The organism is Rhodococcus sp. IEGM 1330 (genome assembly GCF_033142445.1).
In the GTDB taxonomy this organism is placed as follows: domain Bacteria; phylum Actinomycetota; class Actinomycetes; order Mycobacteriales; family Mycobacteriaceae; genus Rhodococcoides.
Genome location: NZ_JAWLSB010000004.1, coordinates 19,109 through 34,931, shown reverse-complemented (window position 1 = coordinate 34,931; position 15,823 = coordinate 19,109). Strand labels below are relative to the sequence as shown.

Genomic DNA, 15,823 nt, shown 5'->3' with positions numbered 1-15,823 from the left:
AGGCGTTGCCTATCTCAAACGTCCATCAGCTATTTGGGTGCTGTTCGCTAAATAGGTCACGAATGGGTACAAATCCATCTTTGTGTCCGTCGAAGAGCTGACGGTTGATTGTCACCTCAACAACCCTCGCCTTTGCCTCACCTGGCTTTTGGAGTGCCGAAGGGAGGAGGAGAGGAGTGCCAAGCGCTAGGAACGGCATTTCATCACTGAGGATCATATGTCCGTACTGCGAGATATCCGCGTCAGCCACGAGCAGCATATCATCTCGGTTTGTTCTGTACGACGAAATGCGCGCAAGGAGATCTAGGGGACGGCCGACGTAATCGGGAACTGACCGTCCTGTCAACGCTGAACATGGGCCCGAAGTGAGTGCGGCGGAAAAGGTCAATTCTGGAGCGCCGGTTCGGGAATCGATCTGACTCCAGCTTCTACTGAGTGAATCCAGTGCACAACAAATTTCGAGAATTGGCCTGAGCGATAACGATCGTACGATGACGCCATCACCCATCTCTTTGAAGGGTAAAACGTTCGTGTGAGCCTCACTGAGCAATTTGATCAGAGATTGAAATACTTCGCCGCGAATGTAGGCTTGTCGACTGCCCGATATTTGGCGGTACGCTGCGCTGGCCCTGAGGTCCAAAAGGCACCAATATGCATGCTCTTCATAGTTTTCCTGGTATACCGCCTCAAGGTCATTCTGCTTTCGCTTTGCCCAGTCCAGTAACGGGCCAGCCAAGACGTGCATTTCGGAAGTCCGCAGATTCATCAAATTTCCAATCCAAGCAGTGCGTAAACTTCGCTGTCAGCCATGTCGGACAGAGCTGCTATGCAAGCCTGCGCGCGGTGTACGGGTTCGTCGTCGAGCATCTTCAGGGCGCTTTCCAGCTGCTCCGGCGTCCACAGGCGGGTTTTGGCGTGGTCGGTGAGCACGGTTTCAAGGTGCGCGCCTTGGGATCTCCACATCACATCGAGAGCTGAGTTTGTAATGACGTCCAAAGTCTCATTCCGGAACGCCATCCGATTCTCATTGAAGATTTGCTCATCTAGGAAGCGTTTCAGCTGTCGTAGCATGCGGGCCGCGTCGCTCGATAACTGAACCACGGGGTTCGTCTCAGAGGGGGTGCCGGGCCCCGCCTGATCCATGAGGCTTTTTGAATGCTTGACTAGGTTATCGATAAAGTAGGTATAGATTGTACCCACATTGGGCCGCGGCGTTAAAGCCAACTGAAGGGATGGGGGCACTTCCCCTTCTGATAATAAGTGAAGCGCTGCATTGTGAAATACTTTATCTTCAGATTCGGCCGACAGGCGAACTCGCGAAGCCTCGTGGAGATTTTCTATAACCCAGGTAATGTCGTCCGAAAAGCGGACCACCATAGTTTCGTTCGTATGGTGAGTTTCGTCCATCGACAACGAAACCCTTGAGTCATGGAACGTTGCTTGCAGCGAGTGCCTGAAGATGGCACTGTCCGACGCTTTCGACAGAGAATGCCGCCAGATACCGTATGCAGTCTGAGCGACATAAGGCCGCTTTGGGCGCAGGAGAAACGGGTCCAGCGATAGGGCCCAATAGCTCTGCTGGCCCGTTGTATATGCCTCAGCGCTAACTGGACCTGCCGCCCAGGGGACATACTTCATAACTTTGTCGGCCAAGGATTTATCTTTGATATCTTTGATCCAACTAGGAGGCAAAGCCTTTCCTGTCGAATCGACCATCTCCAGTTGTTCAGAAAAATTGGTCTGTCGGCCAGGCTTCTGGACATCCAACGTCGTAATCGTTTCTCGAATCCAAGAATCGGCCGCTACCTTGCTTCTGTGAATAAAGGGAAGGCTTCCAACCTTGATTCCAAGCGCGATCGCTTCGGTTAGGTCGGTATTTAAGCCCAAGCGAGAAGAGATCGAGCGAGCAACCTGTGCAACCCTCATTGTGTGGGTTGCGTAATTTCGTGTTGAGCGATATCTTCCGTAGAATAATGTGTGATATTTGTCAGATTGATTGCGAAACTCATCTGAGTGCAGTATCCGATCGCGTTCCAAAGCGAACGGGGAACGTCCCGATAGACGAGCGCGACCCTCTGGCGTTTGCCATGAGTCTTCAAACTCTTTGATAGCATCTGAGCCGCTGGTGAAGTGTGTGATGTCTGCCGATTTGAATGCAAAATTCCCGAGGTTGGACTCCATGCCTTGGACCTGGCTCAGGTATGTCTCGGCACTCATCGTTCACCTGGGATGAGCTGGTGTGTGCTATCCCTCCAGATCAAGGCATAGAAGTTGGAGTACATAGCGAGCGGCTGCCCTGACGGTCGGCCGACTGTCGCGTTCAGCTGCATCTATGACCTCCAGGGCAATGAGCGGACTTCCTTCATGCAGATGGTATGCCTGGAAGGCTGCGTACACGGCCACTTTCTCAAATCTGCTACCTATGCACTCTCGAAAGTTCGCTAGTGCTGCAGCATTGGAGGGCTCGTCAAGGAGCATGCTGCGGCAATCGTCGGGGTATCCATTGGACCGCGCCTTCAGTACCGAGTTTACGGTATCCGAAAGAGGCTGATTGTAGCTATGTGTTGTAATGGTATCCGCTATTATGGACTATTTAATTGGTAAGTCAATGCTGCAGTTTGGGCATAGGTACACGACATCCGGGAAAGTCAATCATACTTCCACGTTATACGCACCTGTGGGTATCGAGATCAAGGCGGCTGCAAATCTCGTGCGACGCATTTAGGAAAGCGGGTATGCGACGTTTAGGCCGAGCCCCCGAATGCTCTTTTCTGGTACCACGGGCCTTTGAATTGGCCATTCATATGAGTACGGTCGCTGATTCGTCTTTTCCGATTTGCTCGTACGGCACCGATGATGGGAGCCTTCGGTAAGCTGCGCGCCAGCTTTTGGAATTCAGATGGTCATCCCCGCAGTGCATCGGCCTGATGTGTGATTGCACCCCCTCGGAAGCTGTGACATATGACCCGATTGCTTTCATGCCTCTGACAGTGGTTGAATACGGGCGGTGCCGTGTGGCCAACAGTTGTCTCATTCGCCTGGTGGAAGGAAACCCAGATGGCTAAGCAAATCTTCGTTCAGCTTGTTGATGATCTCGACGACAAAGAGATCCCTGATGGTACCGGCGAGAACATCACATTCTCGGTCAATGGCAACGAGTACGAGATCGATCTGAGCGACAAGAACGCCAAGGAGTTCTACCGGAAGCTCGACTACTACATCGGGCATAGCACCAAGGTCGGCGGACGGAAGGCGCGCAAATCGACCAAGGCTGGAGCTACGACAAGCTCGACCGGCGCACCCAAGCGAGACGCAGCTCAGACCCGCGCCATCCGCGAATGGGCACAGGCCAACGGCTATGAAATCTCGACCCGCGGCCGCATTCCCGCATCCGTCGAGGAAGCCTTCGACGCCGCACACTGAGAGGGCTTTGCCCCATTTGGGATGTGACCACGTTCGGAGTGCTACGGACAGGACGCGGTCGGAGTGTTCGTAGCGATGGGTGTTCGATAGTTACGGCAATGTCGATGGTCAACGCACCGCATAGCCTAAAGCCCGCCGGACACCCAGTGCGTCATCCAAACTCGGTTCCTGCGGAGTTCCGTGTAGCTGCAGGTAGATGCCGCCGTCGACTCGTGTGAGTTGCGCGAGTTCGGTGAGTTTCGACTCGTCGAGGGCCACCGAGTTAGCCAAATACGTGAGCCACCCAATCGGGATCTCCATCGCCTTGTCGTCAACGTTCTGTGCCTGCATGAACGAGTACGTCATTGCAGCGCCATACTCTGGCTCCCACGCTTCAGTGAGCGCTTTGAGCGAATCGCGGATGGCAGTTTCGTCGTTTGCCAATGGATCGGCGTGGTCGGGGTGGGGCAACTTCAGCAGTCCGTGGTTGCCGAGACGTGTGCGTTCGACTCCGCACCGGACGCGGTAATCAACTGGACCTTCGCGATGTAGTCGGGTCAGTAGGGGCGAGAATCCGCCACCGCTCATGACTTCACCACGATTGTTCTTGAGAGCAGTCGAATCGACAAGCGCAGCCAGCGAATCCAGGTCAGCCGGTGCGGGAAGTAGATCGTCAGGGCCGTTTGCTCCGCCTGCGGGGTAGACGTACCAGTCTGAGTAGATCTCGTCCTGCGCGGGGAGGCGATTGAGTGAATCAAGTAGCCGCTCGGCGCATCGGGCTGCGGATTCCACACGAGAACCCCATGACACGGTCACGGCGACATGCTCAGACATTCCAAGAGTCCTTCGTGTTAGTTCGGCGCAACATGGACAATCTCAATTCCGCGGATGCCGGCTTCGCGCAGTGTGCTGCGAATCGCATTCGCAGCACGTTCGTCGGCAACCCGCCATTCGATTGGTGTGTCGCCTGCGGCGCTGAGTTGCCGCTCAGCTTGGTCCACCATGGCCTTGTCGCCAGTGAAATAGGGTTTCCAGTTTCCGTTCTCGTCGATATGCCCCTCGTAACCGAGCCCTTTGGCATCGATTAGTACCCCGTCCTTAAATCCGTCGAATGCAACCCCTTCGACAACGTACTCGATCCCACGCGGACTGCCGGTGACCTGCTCCTGGTACTCGGCCGCCCGCTCTGACATGTTGTGATTGCGTGGTTCATACTGGCCTGGCCCATCTTCCGATCGGAACACGTCTGGGATCTTGTCCAGGATGTCCTGTGGTGTGGCGATCCCGGCGAATTTTTCCAGCAGGAGCGCGATAAGCGCTGCGCCAGTGATGACGCCGGCAGCGATCAGAGCTGCCGTGGCCAGCTCTACCGCGACGGCCAGTCCGGCCAGCGCAATCGGAAAGAAGCCTTGCATGCCACTGTTGACGCCGCGCAACTCGCTGGCGGCCCCACGGATGGTGGTGGCTAATGTCGCGTCGGCTTCTGCCAGGCTAGCGAGCCCCACTGTGATCGAGGTCGTCCACTCGGCCAGCTTGAAAGCCGCATCCTGGGCGGCGGGATCGAGCGGCGTCAGTGCCCAGTCGTCGTCGACGACGATGCCTTCCGACTCGGCCAGCTCGGCGAGCCGAAGGAGCCGAAGACGCGCGGAGTCGATGTTTGTCAGGCCGTCGACGACGGAAGACCGGACGGCGCGGATCTGATCGGCCTTCGTCGCGGCCTCCAATGCATTCGACCGCATCGTCTCGGCCGCAGATTTTTGTGCTGCGCCGCTCCATGACCCCGTGTCTGGTAGGTTCGCGACCCGCATGTCTAGCTTCTGTGTCTTGGCCGTCAGCCGCTCGGCAACTTCGTCAAGCATCTTCGCCTCAGCAGCGACGGTGGCGGGATCCCACGAACTGATGGTGCTTCGCAGATACGTCACTCAGCCACTGCTTGAATGCTGCGAGCGTTCGCCGCGTCAGCTTGCTCGTAGTCAGTTGCACATTGAGCTACGCCGTCGCCGAAGATTGCGAGCTGGTCCACAACCACTGAAAGTGCGACGAGCAGACTTGCGTCGATTGCAGACAATTCGTCGGCGACAAAGGAATCTGTCACCAAAGACACGGTGCCTGCCAGATGCTCGTCGGTCGCGTCGGTCGCAATCTCTGTTCGCGCGACTTCGACCTCGGCGGCCACAATTTGCAGTTCGTCTGGCTGCACAATCAGGGGCTCTAGCATCGTTGCTCCAGCAGGTGATGGTGCCGAAGCACTTCGCCGACGACGGAGTCGGCCGACCGAATCGCTAGTTGAGCAGTCCGACCGTGCACCTTCCCGAGAGTGGCCAACTCAGAGCGGACGCGGAGTACCGCCGCAACAACAACCGGATCGTCCGGGGCGAAGCCGGCCTCAATGGTCACCCTGTGCTCTTCATCCATATTGCGTTGGACGGCGTGCAGGGTATTTCGGTTCCGTCGAGTTGCGGCACGGGGCCTGGTGCAGGTGGGGGAGGGCAGGCCTTGGGCGCTCGTCCATGGCGAGGTGAGGCCACTTGGTTCGAGCGTGGGACCTGTGGGAGCCTTCCGGAACGAAGTAGCAGGCCCAGCATGAACGGGCCTTGGGGTTGGAATATCTAATCCATGGCGCCTGTTCCAGCTCCGGTCCGTTCTCCGGTCGTGCCTTCCGCCACGCTCCCGCCCGCATCTGAACCACCATTGACTAGCAGCGAGGTTCCAATCCCCGCCCCGCCCGGATCGCCCACCAGTACACCGACTTCGGTGCCATCTACACGGTAGGACAAGAGCGGGATGCAGTGGGTCGTCGCATCCCGCTCTTGTGCGTCCCGCCGCCTCGCCGATCACGGGGTGGGCGTGACGTCGAGTAGCTGTTCCTTGGACACAATCCGCCAACGGTGTTTCATCTATACGAAAGAGGCGACGCGATGCGATTGGTACAAAGTGTGCTCGGCGTTCTAGTCGGTCTAGCGATCTGCGTTTTCTCGTTCTTGGCTACATCACCGGCAAACCTTTGTTCGGACTACGAACCCGAGTGAACATCATCGGGTCATCTTCGTGGAAGCTTCGAGACCAACCGCGCACCACTTCCTTTTCCCGCGGCTCGGTGTGTTGTCGAGTCTACAAGCGGAGAGCGCAGCGTCGACTACGTAATAGACTGGACCGCGAGCTTGATTTTAGTGCTGGGGATTTCAGTCGTCGTGGTCACCATATTGGCGTACAGGAAGCAGCGGCATGAAACATAAGCCGGTCTGCGTTTGGTTAGAATGCAGCTGTCGAGGTTTTCGGACATAGGATTAGTGACTTATTTCTCTGAGTTCTCAGAGTCGAGAGGGTCGCTCGTGATTCGGGCAAGTGAGCTTCTCATTGGCCGTTGAGTACAGCTGCCCACAATGTTTACACCGATCGGTAACGCGCGGAAGAGCCCGTCACGGCGCGGTCAAACTGCTTTCTTTCCTTCACTAAAGGTGGAATATTGGAGTTGGAAGAGATCCACATTTCCATGCGATGACGTGTGCGAGCGCAGTACCATGACGAAGCTGGGCATCCATGCCCTGACTGATCCGAATATTCCTGTCGCCATGCCTCAAGTGAGGGTTCCTCTCATGCGCTTCAAGCACAAGCAAGACTCCGATTGCGTCGTCGCGGTGTCGGGTGTCAATACGGTTTCATTCGGCATCCTGGCCTCAGCTGCTACCCGGAAGGGTCTGCTCGGCTTCGCAGTAGAGCGGATCGATCCCGCGGAACAGCAGCGCTACTTCATGTACGGCTTCAAGGTGTTCCAGTCGGTCGTCCCAACACCTGCCGAATCCACTCAAGTCAGCACGTTCGACCATCCGGTTCAAAGTTTCATCTGGGACGATTTCACCGCCAAGCCGGACCGCGACTACACCTACCTCTTCTATCCCATCAAAGGCACCCCGAAGAACCTGGACCGCTCAGCGAAACCTGTGCAGATCGACATCCGCACTGAACCTCTCTTCAGCGAGGAAACCCACGACATCTTCTTCAACCGGGGTGTGGCTTCCAGCCAGGCATACACCCGGCGCTTCGGGTCGGGCGCTATCGACACTCTCTCGCCTGAAAAGCGAACGGCCGCCATCGACTGGCTCAGCCGCGACCTTGACGAAGCAATCCTGAGGTTCATCGTAGGATGCGGGCCAGGTGACCGGTTACTCTGCTGCTTCTACGAATTCCGCTACGAACCGGTCGCTCGTGCCCTCGCATCCGCAATCAAGAGGGGCGTTGATGTGAGACTAATCATTGACGCCAAGCAGAACGAGCGTCAGGCGGCTGGCAAAACCATCGGTGCATTCCCTCGCGAAGCCAACCTCGCTCTCCTTAAAAAGGTTCGAATACCCGTGGAGCGCATCATCAAGCGCGAAGCACGGACGTCAGCGATTCAACACAATAAGTTCATGGTCCGAATTCCAAAGGGCGGAAATCCGACTGAGGTCTGGACTGGTTCGACAAACATCTCTCTGGGCGGCATCGCCGGCCAAACTAACGTCGGGCACTGGGTCCGTGACGCCAGTATCGCCCAGATCTACGTCACCTATTGGGAGCTTCTGGCGGACGACCCTGGCGGCACCGACAACGACACCACAGTACAGGTCCGTGTTAAAAACAAGCAGTTCCGTACCGATGTCGAGACGATCAGTCCGGTACCGTCTGATTTACATTCGGTTCCCCGCGGCGTGACTCCGGTCTTCAGTCCGCGGTTGAGTACGAGTGTGCTCGGTTCGTACGCCGAACTACTGGATTCGACGAAACGTCAAGGTTGTATAACGCTGGCGTTCGGCGTCGGGACTGCCTTCAAAGATTTATTGCAGGACAACACTGCCGCCAACGGGTTGGTGTTCATGCTTCTCGAAAAACGCGACGCACCTAATCCGCGTAGTAAGAACGCATTCGTTCGTATCGATAGATCGAACAATGTCTATACTGCCTGGGGTTCGTTCGTTGAAAATCCTGTCTACCATTGGGCACGCGAGACCAATGCCGGACTGCTCGGTCTAAACCGCCACGTCAGCTACATTCATTCCAAATTTATGCTCGTCGAACCGCTGAGCGCTGACCCGATTGTTGTGACTGGCTCCGCAAACTTCAGCGACCCCTCAACCAAAGAGAATGACGAAAACATGTTGGTCATCCGCGGAGACACGCGCGTGGCCGACATCTATCTCACGGAGTTCAACAGGCTGTTCATTCATTACTACTTCCGCAGCGTTTACGAGGACTTAGCGCGGACTGATAGAATCGCCAACGGTTCCAACATATTTCTTGACGAGACCGACAAGTGGCAGTCGAAGTACAAACAAGGCAGTTTCCGCTCAAAGCGTCTGGCGCTGTTTGACTCGATGGTCGTAGGGCAGACGATTTAGGAGTGTGAAGATAGTTTTAGCCATAGGTTCTCCTAGTTCTCGCGAAATCTAGTATTATCCCAGGTATGAGATCATGCTAGTGCGCGCCTACTTCATGAACGAGCATCGAGTGAAGTTCTCGTAACTGGGCCTTCTGGAGGTGCACCTCCTCGCCAGTCCACGCCGCGAAGGCGGGAATTCCTTGATAGATCATCATCCAGATTCCGTCAACGATAACCGCGCCGTTGTCGCCTGCATATTTCAAGAAGGGCGTATTCACGGGATTAAAGACTGCATCGAAGAAGTACTTTCCTGAAAGTGAAATCGTATCGAGCCGCGTCAGATCGAACGGAGTACTATCTTGTCCAGCCATCCCGGTCGACGTCATGTTGCAAACAACTTTTGCTCGGTCGATTCCACCGACTACCTCATCGTAGGTGTGCATAGTGAAGCCGCCAGTCGGTGATTCAGCAGAAAGTCGCTGGGTCTTTTCATCGGCAGGTGTGACGTGGAAAACCTCGACTGTTTCGAACCCTAGTTGCTTGAGTGCGTATATGGCGGCACGTGCTGCGCCGCCGCTACCGAGTACAACAGCTCGGTCATCTGGGCCAACCACAAGACCCGCTGCAATCAGCCCTTGTTCGACCCCGATCCAGTCGGTATTTCTCCCCACGGCACCGTCTGAGTGTAGAACTATAGTATTAACGGCACCGGAACCTTTGGCAGCGTTATCCAATGTGCCGACATACCCTTTCACTTCTTCTTTATACGGCAACGTAACGTTGCAACCGCAAAATCCAAGTTGTTTCAGTGAAGCAAGAGTCGAATGAACCTGACCTTCGGCGACCTTGATCTTCAGATAGCGAAACTCGATATGATGCATCCGCGCCAGGTATTCATGGAGGTATGGGGCAACGCTGTGTTCAACTGGGTTTCCAATTAGCGCCGCGTACTTCATATCCTTAGTCAATCATATTTGCCTACAGAATGCAACACTTTCGTTGCAGAATTTGCCATTTTCATTCTTGCATTCCCTGACTGAACAACTCATCCCAATGAACGAGGTTTCCAAATTCTAAGTGGCACTCGATTATCAGAAAGGCGGACTTGTTTGAAAGGACCTTGCGCAGTCGCCGCTCGCGGCTATGTCTGCTGCTGAGAATGTCATTGAACAAGACATCGCTCGCAGCTCCCGTGCCGTACGTTGTGAATCCGGCGCATACTACTGCCCGACGATTAGCATTGTAGGGGTTCGGCCCGATTGCTATATATGCAATATCTTTCTTCGGAAGTCCTTCGGCGTTGCGTTTCACATCGAAGTCTTGAATTTTTAACCGATTCCCACCCGCACCTCTATCAATCGCGATACTACCGTTCTTGACCTCCAGGGTGAGGTTCAGCTGACGAGCAAGATTGAAACGACTCATAAAATCAGCGCTGTATTCATTTGAGGCGGAACTGCCCAGTATGACCAAATCGTCGTCGAGGCGTCCGCGAACCTTCTCGCTGAGGTGTGTGACGATCTGCTTATCTGGAAAGTTGGTTGAAAGCAGGGCGACCGAGGGTGTCATTGCCAAGATGTCGCCTTCGGGAGCCAGGCCGCGGACAACCGATACGCGCCCGCCGTCCTCTTTCTCTTTTCGTGCGAGCGAAGTCGTGAGAACGATATCGACCCGTCCTGTGCGTTGGAACCGAAGGATGCGTCGCACTCTGCGCCATCGGCTGGTGTATTTCGACCCTGCGGCCAGAACGGGAATGGCCCCCAGAATGCCAAGGAATAGACCGCCGTAGTTCACAGCGTTATGCAGTGTCACCATTTACAGTATCTTCCGTTTGAGATGACAGCGGACCGAGAATCACCACGGCCAACGCCTGCCCCTAGTGAGTGTCTGGCGAAATGGATGTATAGGCGGGGGAGTTTAGGTCGCCAACTTGTCGGCCTGTTGAACGTTCCATGACTAATTGGAATCAGTCTTGGGGTGGCAGTTGATCGATTCGCCCGTCGGGTTGGACGTGTGAGCCCGCGTGCGCCTCTCTTTCTTTCGTCGACTCGCAAACCACTCGCGGTCATACTGCAGTCGTTCGGCGTGTCGGTTCGTTGCCTGGCCTGCGTCTCGTGGTATTTCTGGATGGTCGAACAAATGCACGAGAATTATCCCGAGGAACCAACATGGAGGGCGCGAAATGAACTTCAATTCCTGGGATCTTGGCCAACAGTCACGCGGAGCGATCGTAGAGGTCACTTTGAGTGGCAACGCTGCAAATGTTCGACTGCTCGACGGCTCGAACTATCGGGCCTTCCAAGCTGGTAAGCGGCATCGCTTCACCGGTGGCCACGCCACTCGATCACCAGTACGATTGCAGATTCCGAGCAGCGGCCACTGGCATGTGGTCGTCGACTATGGCGGTTTGCCTGGTCGTGGTCGCGCGGGGGTACAGGTTCTTCCCGGTCAGTTGCCCGCCCTTCGGCGGCGCGACGTGCCACCACTCGACAGCCTTTCGGCATCGGTCGCGGATTTGAACCACGCTGATGGCGAGCTGGTGGTGAAGGAATGGGACGTCTTCGTCTCCCACGCCCATGAAGACAAGGAAGATGTCGTTCGCCCGCTGGCGTACGCGCTGCAGAAGCACGGGTTACGGGTCTGGTACGACGAGACCGAAATGCGCATCGGCGACAGCTTGCGGCGCAAGATCGATCAGGGTATCGCCAAGAGCGCCTTCGGTATTGTGGTGCTGTCCGCACCGTTCTTTGCTAAGAACTGGACGCAGTACGAACTCGACGGACTGGTCACGCGAAGTGTGAGCGGCGAACAGGTCTTGCTTCCGCTCTGGCATAAGATCACCAAGGCCGAAGTGATGGCCCAGAGTCCGACACTAGCGGACAAGGTTGCACGTAGCACCACCGACAGCACGCTGGAAGAGATAGCGGCCGAGATTGCTGCGGTCATTTCGAGCGCAACCGAGTCGACGATTTGATGGCCTTGGTCTGTCGCCTTCGAGGGGCAATCAGTCCTCGGCTCGAGTTTCGGAGTCCGCGAGTCCAGAGCTTGCTCGTACTTAACTCAAGGCGGGTTGGTGTTGTCATTCCTCTCTCGAAGTGGTGAGCGCAGTACGAAGGAACGATCAAGCAGTCGCGAAGGCCATTTGCGGTCCTCGACGTACCCGAGTAGAAGCGTTGCACTGTCTATCCGGACCTTGGCAATCCCGGAATGCTGCCTTGCAAACGATGTCCAAAGTCGCGTATGACCGGCAGTAGCGCGCCCCGTCCTTGGGTCCCCTCACTAGCATGCCGGCACCGATTTATATGCCGCGTAGGGTTTCTCGCGCCTTCCGTTCGACGAACAGCGGCACGAAGTCGCGAATCTTACGGCCATCGAAGCGGGCGAGTTCGCTCGCAACCGTTTCGTCGATAACCGGGCGGGGTATGTCCGAGAAAGTCGACTTGAGACGATCGCGAACGGCGTCGATGTGGTCATGCTCGGTGGCGGTGGTCATCTCGTTATGATCCGCTCGGTTTGAGGTGCGGTCAACCGTTGGTCGTGCATTAGTTCTCTTACGACGACGCGTCGCGCGCGGCACTCGGGAAGCGGCGATGCAGATCGTCGAGCTGACGGTGGAGCTCGTAGAGAATATTCCGGTAAGTTCGATCCCCTTAATCGTGCCATAACCGTGCCGGACCGGGATTGGTACGGGCGGCAGTCCTTGGGAGCTGCTCGGCATGCTCCACGCGAACGGAGACGGTGGCCGATCTCGGCGACAAGGATTGTGGCAGAGGAACGCGCCTGGAGGTCCTCTGAGCTGGTCATCGTCACGCTGCTCATCTTGGCATTGAGTTATCGCCAACGACATGTTGTTTAGCCCCAGAAATTTCCGACAGGCTAGATGCAACTGTGTCGAATCAACCGCCGTGATCGAAGCTCGCACACTTCCTTGCAGGTGCAGTTCCGAACACGCAGCGCATCATTGGACGGCCGGGACCTGATCGCGTGAAATCGCCATCGGGTGAAGTCGCCGTCGACAGACGTCCGACAACGCGCCCACCGTGCGTTGGTCGAGTTCAGCATGCAAATCTGCGTCAGCGAGCATGGTGCGAAGCCTGAGGAAGTACGTCTCGGCGGCAATCCCGAACGTCACCATGATGTCTTCTGCTTGTCCGCCGCCGTAGGGCAACCACCGGAGAGCGAAGGCGAGCATCCGCTCCCGGTCGACGGAATCGGGAGACGTGCTAGTCATGTATCCAGTATTGCTTAAGCCTCCCGAATTCGCATGACCCCAGATGGCGATAGGTGAGACCGGAGGCAATCGAGATGACAACGCAAGTTCAGGGTCCGTACCCGACGACCCGTCATCGGACGGCGTGGCTACCCATGCGGTCCAGTCACCGGCCTTCGTCAGCACCTGCCCGGCGCTGCCGGTCGGACGCGGGAATGGGAGCATAGCTCTGCGTTATGCCGCTTCGGCCCAGTCGGATATTGGAGCTGCGCGAGGAGGCGGTCGTCCACTTTCGACCATGCCAACGGTTGATCTTTCAAAGTATGAGGAAGAGCTCGACATCGAGCGGAACCCCATGGCTGAATTCCAGAACACCCTCAAGGCTGTTGCTGAGCGCGGACCGTACAACGACGATTCCGCGGGGCAATTACAGAGGCGACTTCAGATTGCCGCCGAAATTTCTGTGCAAGATGGGACCTGCTTCTCGACAAGTTCGCCGGCCTCGCCACGCCGCAAGACATACTCGACAAGATTCCTGATGTCTTCCGGTCCGAAGACGGTCCAGGTCAGTACGAACCGTGCAACCACCACATGTCTGAGCGAGCGACGGACTACCAGGAGCAGGTGACCGGTAGTCCCACTGGGATCGAGTACGTGGTCGATGGGGTTGCCTTCGATGGCTACCGCGAAGGCAGGCTGCAGAACGCCAAGGGCCCAGATACGAGCAATTCCTCGATGAGAGCGGCGAGTGGAAACCGTTCTTCAAAGGTGGTGAGGGCTCTTGTCGACCAAGCTCGTCGGCATGCGCTCGGTCACGAGGCTTTCTGAACTAGGCGGTGAGCCAGGATCTCGTTCACGGTGGCAGCGAGATCTTCGTAAACCGCGCGGTAAGGCCAAACAGTGCCGCCGGAACCCATCCACCCCAGAGCACCCTAATCAGGGTGCAGCGTCGAGTGCTCGTTTTACGGCCGCTCGAATGCCGCCGTGTGCGGAGATCTCGTGTCCATTTGCTGGTGCCCATTCGCGGATAGCACTGGCCTGAGCGGCATCACGCTACGGCGACCGTGATGGTTCCGCACGCAGTTGATAACTTCACCTCAGCGCGGTAGAACGCACTACAGCAGTCTGGTGCCGTGTATCCAAATGCTCGGCTATCAGTGTCCTTCGATCGATCCATGAGAGCACCAGCCTCGCGTTGCTGAAAACTGACGGACAACGTGAGGCCCCGGATGCGGTGGTGCAGGCGTATACGACTCCGCACCGGAAGTAAACTTCTGCCGGCAATTCACCGTGAAGTTCACGAGAACCTGACCGTGCATCTGATCGTCGACAACCTCGCTTCATAAGAGATTGCGAAAATCCGTGAGTGGCTGGACAAGCACCCAGATTCCGCCTGCACCCCGACCTCGTAACCGTGACGTAACCTTCTTGAACGATAGTTACAAGGATTGAGCGCAAAGTGTGGCCGCGCAGAGCTTTCACTCCAGTCCTGACGCCGTATCATGTGGTCGGCCAGCGTCGAATCCATTTTGAGAAAGCCACCCGCGTGGGCGGGTCGCGCTAGCAAAGTCAGCAAAATTGGAGGCACGCTATTTGCGTACTAACCCAGCTTGATACCGTCCCGACGCGGCGACTGACCGATGTGACCGGCAAAATCTGAGAATCGCTTAGCAATCCGTTGATAATTGGGCGATCTGGTGTGTGAGCGTTTGAAGCCGAGTGGCTTTGGACGAATCAAAGCTAGGCAGGTCTAGGCTGATGCGGTTCCCTTCGATGAATGCGCTCAGGGGCTCGCTCGGAGGGTCGTCGAGTGTTCTCAGTATCGGGGGAACCGTGGTTTCGACGGGCTGACCAGACCGCTTCATCCTCTCAACGAGTGCGGCTGTGGCTCTATCGAATTCTCCAGCGAAACCGGTGCGCGTCCCTCCTGGGAACCAGAGCACATATCGTGTTCTGAATCCCTTAGCGGCGAAGGAGACTCCTAGTAAATCATTCAACCGGCCACCCTGTCCCATAGCTGCCCAGCCATCGTATCCACGCTCTAATCCAAGATCATTCCATGCGATTTCCTGTGGTCCGACACCGGGTCCAGCGATGTTCAAGACGACAGGGGTCCGCGCGGATTCCATGCGTTTCGCAAGCCCATAAGACAGAAGAAAGCGACTGAGGTAGTACAGAGCGAAGTTGTGTTCAAATCCCTCCGCGGTTACCGCACGATTCGATCGAAAATAACGCGCGCAAAGCACGAGCACATCGATAGCCTTAACCGAAGTATTGAGCCGATCAATTACGCGTCGGTTCTCCTCAACCAGACTTAGGTCTGCTGCAATGAACTCGGCGCGGCCCTCGTGACCGTTGTCGGCTGCTGCGCGCAGGTATTTTTTTCCCTTCTCAGGGTCTGGGCCGACGACGATTACCTTGTCTCCGCGATTAAGGTAGGCGATGGCGAGGGCCTCTCCGATACCCGAGGTCCCTCCCGTTATGACGATGGTCTTCATGCATATCCTTTCGTTAAGTTGATGAATTCGGTCATTACTTACACTGTGCACTGTGCTGATATGACTTAGCAATTAAATTCGGCACTAGGTGGCAAATGTAAAGATATTTCTTGCAAACGAAACCGCTTTGATCTACCAAGTTCGATTTAGGAGCCAACACTACCGGGTGCCAAATGCGAATGGGCGGAGGGATCCTCGGAAGTGGATAGTGTTCGACTCTAGACATTGACAGATTTGGTCGTACTTTAGACATCGGTTACCTTTGGTAGTATGCCAACTCCCCAATAGTAACCCATTCAGGCCGCGGTGGCCAGGACTTGGTTTCAAGTTGACTAATGACTTTGGTTGGGGAATCTA

Annotated in this window: 12 protein-coding genes; 3 read left to right on the top strand and 9 right to left on the bottom strand. The window is 56.1% G+C overall.

Annotated features, from left to right (window positions below; all coding sequences use genetic code 11):
* Positions 1-765: 765 nt before the first annotated feature.
* Positions 766-2,217, bottom strand: a complete 1,452-nt coding sequence (locus R4P57_RS10785; protein WP_317802843.1) for a hypothetical protein — start codon at positions 2,215-2,217, stop codon at positions 766-768.
* Positions 2,218-3,057: 840 nt separating this feature from the next.
* Between R4P57_RS10785 and R4P57_RS10780 the strand changes: the two genes are divergently transcribed.
* The gene (locus tag R4P57_RS10780; protein WP_317802842.1) at positions 3,058-3,423 is read left to right on the top strand and encodes an Lsr2 family protein; all 366 of its coding nucleotides are present in this window, start codon (positions 3,058-3,060) and stop codon (positions 3,421-3,423) included.
* A gap of 108 nt (positions 3,424-3,531) precedes the next feature.
* Here the strand turns inward: R4P57_RS10780 and R4P57_RS10775 are convergent, their stop codons facing one another.
* From R4P57_RS10775 to R4P57_RS10765, 3 genes are read right to left on the bottom strand one after another with little or no spacing between them, the layout of a single operon-like run.
* Positions 3,532-4,236, bottom strand: a complete 705-nt coding sequence (locus tag R4P57_RS10775; RefSeq protein WP_317802841.1) for an Imm52 family immunity protein — start codon at positions 4,234-4,236, stop codon at positions 3,532-3,534.
* Between the two features lie 17 nt (positions 4,237-4,253).
* Entirely contained in the window at positions 4,254-5,324 is a 1,071-nt protein-coding gene (locus R4P57_RS10770; protein WP_317802840.1) for a Tox-REase-5 domain-containing protein, read from the bottom strand.
* Entirely contained in the window at positions 5,321-5,620 is a 300-nt protein-coding gene (locus tag R4P57_RS10765) for a hypothetical protein (RefSeq protein ID WP_317802839.1), read from the bottom strand. Before R4P57_RS10765 ends, R4P57_RS10770 begins: the two co-directional genes overlap by 4 nt.
* A gap of 1,303 nt (positions 5,621-6,923) precedes the next feature.
* Between R4P57_RS10765 and R4P57_RS10760 the strand changes: the two genes are divergently transcribed.
* Complete coding sequence (locus tag R4P57_RS10760; protein WP_317802838.1) at positions 6,924-8,777, top strand: phospholipase D-like domain-containing protein; 1,854 nt, start codon at positions 6,924-6,926, stop codon at positions 8,775-8,777.
* 76 nt (positions 8,778-8,853) lie between these two features.
* Here R4P57_RS10760 and R4P57_RS10755 read toward each other — a convergent pair whose 3' ends face one another.
* Together R4P57_RS10755 and R4P57_RS10750 are read right to left on the bottom strand one after the other, a co-directional pair.
* Positions 8,854-9,714, bottom strand: coding sequence for a shikimate dehydrogenase (locus R4P57_RS10755; RefSeq protein ID WP_317802837.1), 861 nt, complete (start codon positions 9,712-9,714; stop codon positions 8,854-8,856).
* A gap of 61 nt (positions 9,715-9,775) precedes the next feature.
* The gene (locus R4P57_RS10750; protein ID WP_317802836.1) at positions 9,776-10,570 is read right to left on the bottom strand and encodes a hypothetical protein; all 795 of its coding nucleotides are present in this window, start codon (positions 10,568-10,570) and stop codon (positions 9,776-9,778) included.
* 370 nt (positions 10,571-10,940) lie between these two features.
* Here R4P57_RS10750 and R4P57_RS10745 point away from each other — a divergent pair, with 370 nt between their 5' ends.
* Entirely contained in the window at positions 10,941-11,732 is a 792-nt protein-coding gene (locus R4P57_RS10745) for a DUF1883 domain-containing protein (RefSeq protein WP_317802835.1), read from the top strand.
* A 324-nt stretch (positions 11,733-12,056) separates the two neighbouring features.
* On the opposite strand, the gene R4P57_RS10740 is transcribed toward R4P57_RS10745, so the two are convergent.
* The 3 genes from R4P57_RS10740 to R4P57_RS10730 all read right to left on the bottom strand — a co-directional run bounded on the left by R4P57_RS10740 (position 12,057) and on the right by R4P57_RS10730 (position 15,466).
* Positions 12,057-12,251: a three-helix bundle dimerization domain-containing protein gene (locus R4P57_RS10740; protein WP_317802834.1), complete on the bottom strand. Its 195-nt coding sequence runs from the start codon at positions 12,249-12,251 to the stop codon at positions 12,057-12,059.
* Between the two features lie 465 nt (positions 12,252-12,716).
* Positions 12,717-12,989: a hypothetical protein gene (locus R4P57_RS10735; protein ID WP_317802833.1), complete on the bottom strand. Its 273-nt coding sequence runs from the start codon at positions 12,987-12,989 to the stop codon at positions 12,717-12,719.
* A gap of 1,646 nt (positions 12,990-14,635) precedes the next feature.
* Positions 14,636-15,466: an SDR family NAD(P)-dependent oxidoreductase gene (locus tag R4P57_RS10730; protein ID WP_317802832.1), complete on the bottom strand. Its 831-nt coding sequence runs from the start codon at positions 15,464-15,466 to the stop codon at positions 14,636-14,638.
* Between the last annotated feature and the right edge of the window lie 357 nt (positions 15,467-15,823).

Coding starts and splice junctions, on each gene's coding strand:
- R4P57_RS10785 (WP_317802843.1), bottom strand. CDS start 2,217: ATGAGTGCCGAGACATACCTGAGCCAGGTCCAAGGCATGGAGTCCAAC.
- R4P57_RS10780 (WP_317802842.1), top strand. CDS start 3,058: ATGGCTAAGCAAATCTTCGTTCAGCTTGTTGATGATCTCGACGACAAA.
- R4P57_RS10775 (WP_317802841.1), bottom strand. CDS start 4,236: ATGTCTGAGCATGTCGCCGTGACCGTGTCATGGGGTTCTCGTGTGGAA.
- R4P57_RS10765 (WP_317802839.1), bottom strand. CDS start 5,620: ATGCTAGAGCCCCTGATTGTGCAGCCAGACGAACTGCAAATTGTGGCC.
- R4P57_RS10760 (WP_317802838.1), top strand. CDS start 6,924: ATGACGAAGCTGGGCATCCATGCCCTGACTGATCCGAATATTCCTGTC.
- R4P57_RS10755 (WP_317802837.1), bottom strand. CDS start 9,714: ATGAAGTACGCGGCGCTAATTGGAAACCCAGTTGAACACAGCGTTGCC.
- R4P57_RS10745 (WP_317802835.1), top strand. CDS start 10,941: ATGAACTTCAATTCCTGGGATCTTGGCCAACAGTCACGCGGAGCGATC.
- R4P57_RS10740 (WP_317802834.1), bottom strand. CDS start 12,251: ATGACCACCGCCACCGAGCATGACCACATCGACGCCGTTCGCGATCGT.
- R4P57_RS10735 (WP_317802833.1), bottom strand. CDS start 12,989: ATGACTAGCACGTCTCCCGATTCCGTCGACCGGGAGCGGATGCTCGCC.
- R4P57_RS10730 (WP_317802832.1), bottom strand. CDS start 15,466: ATGAAGACCATCGTCATAACGGGAGGGACCTCGGGTATCGGAGAGGCC.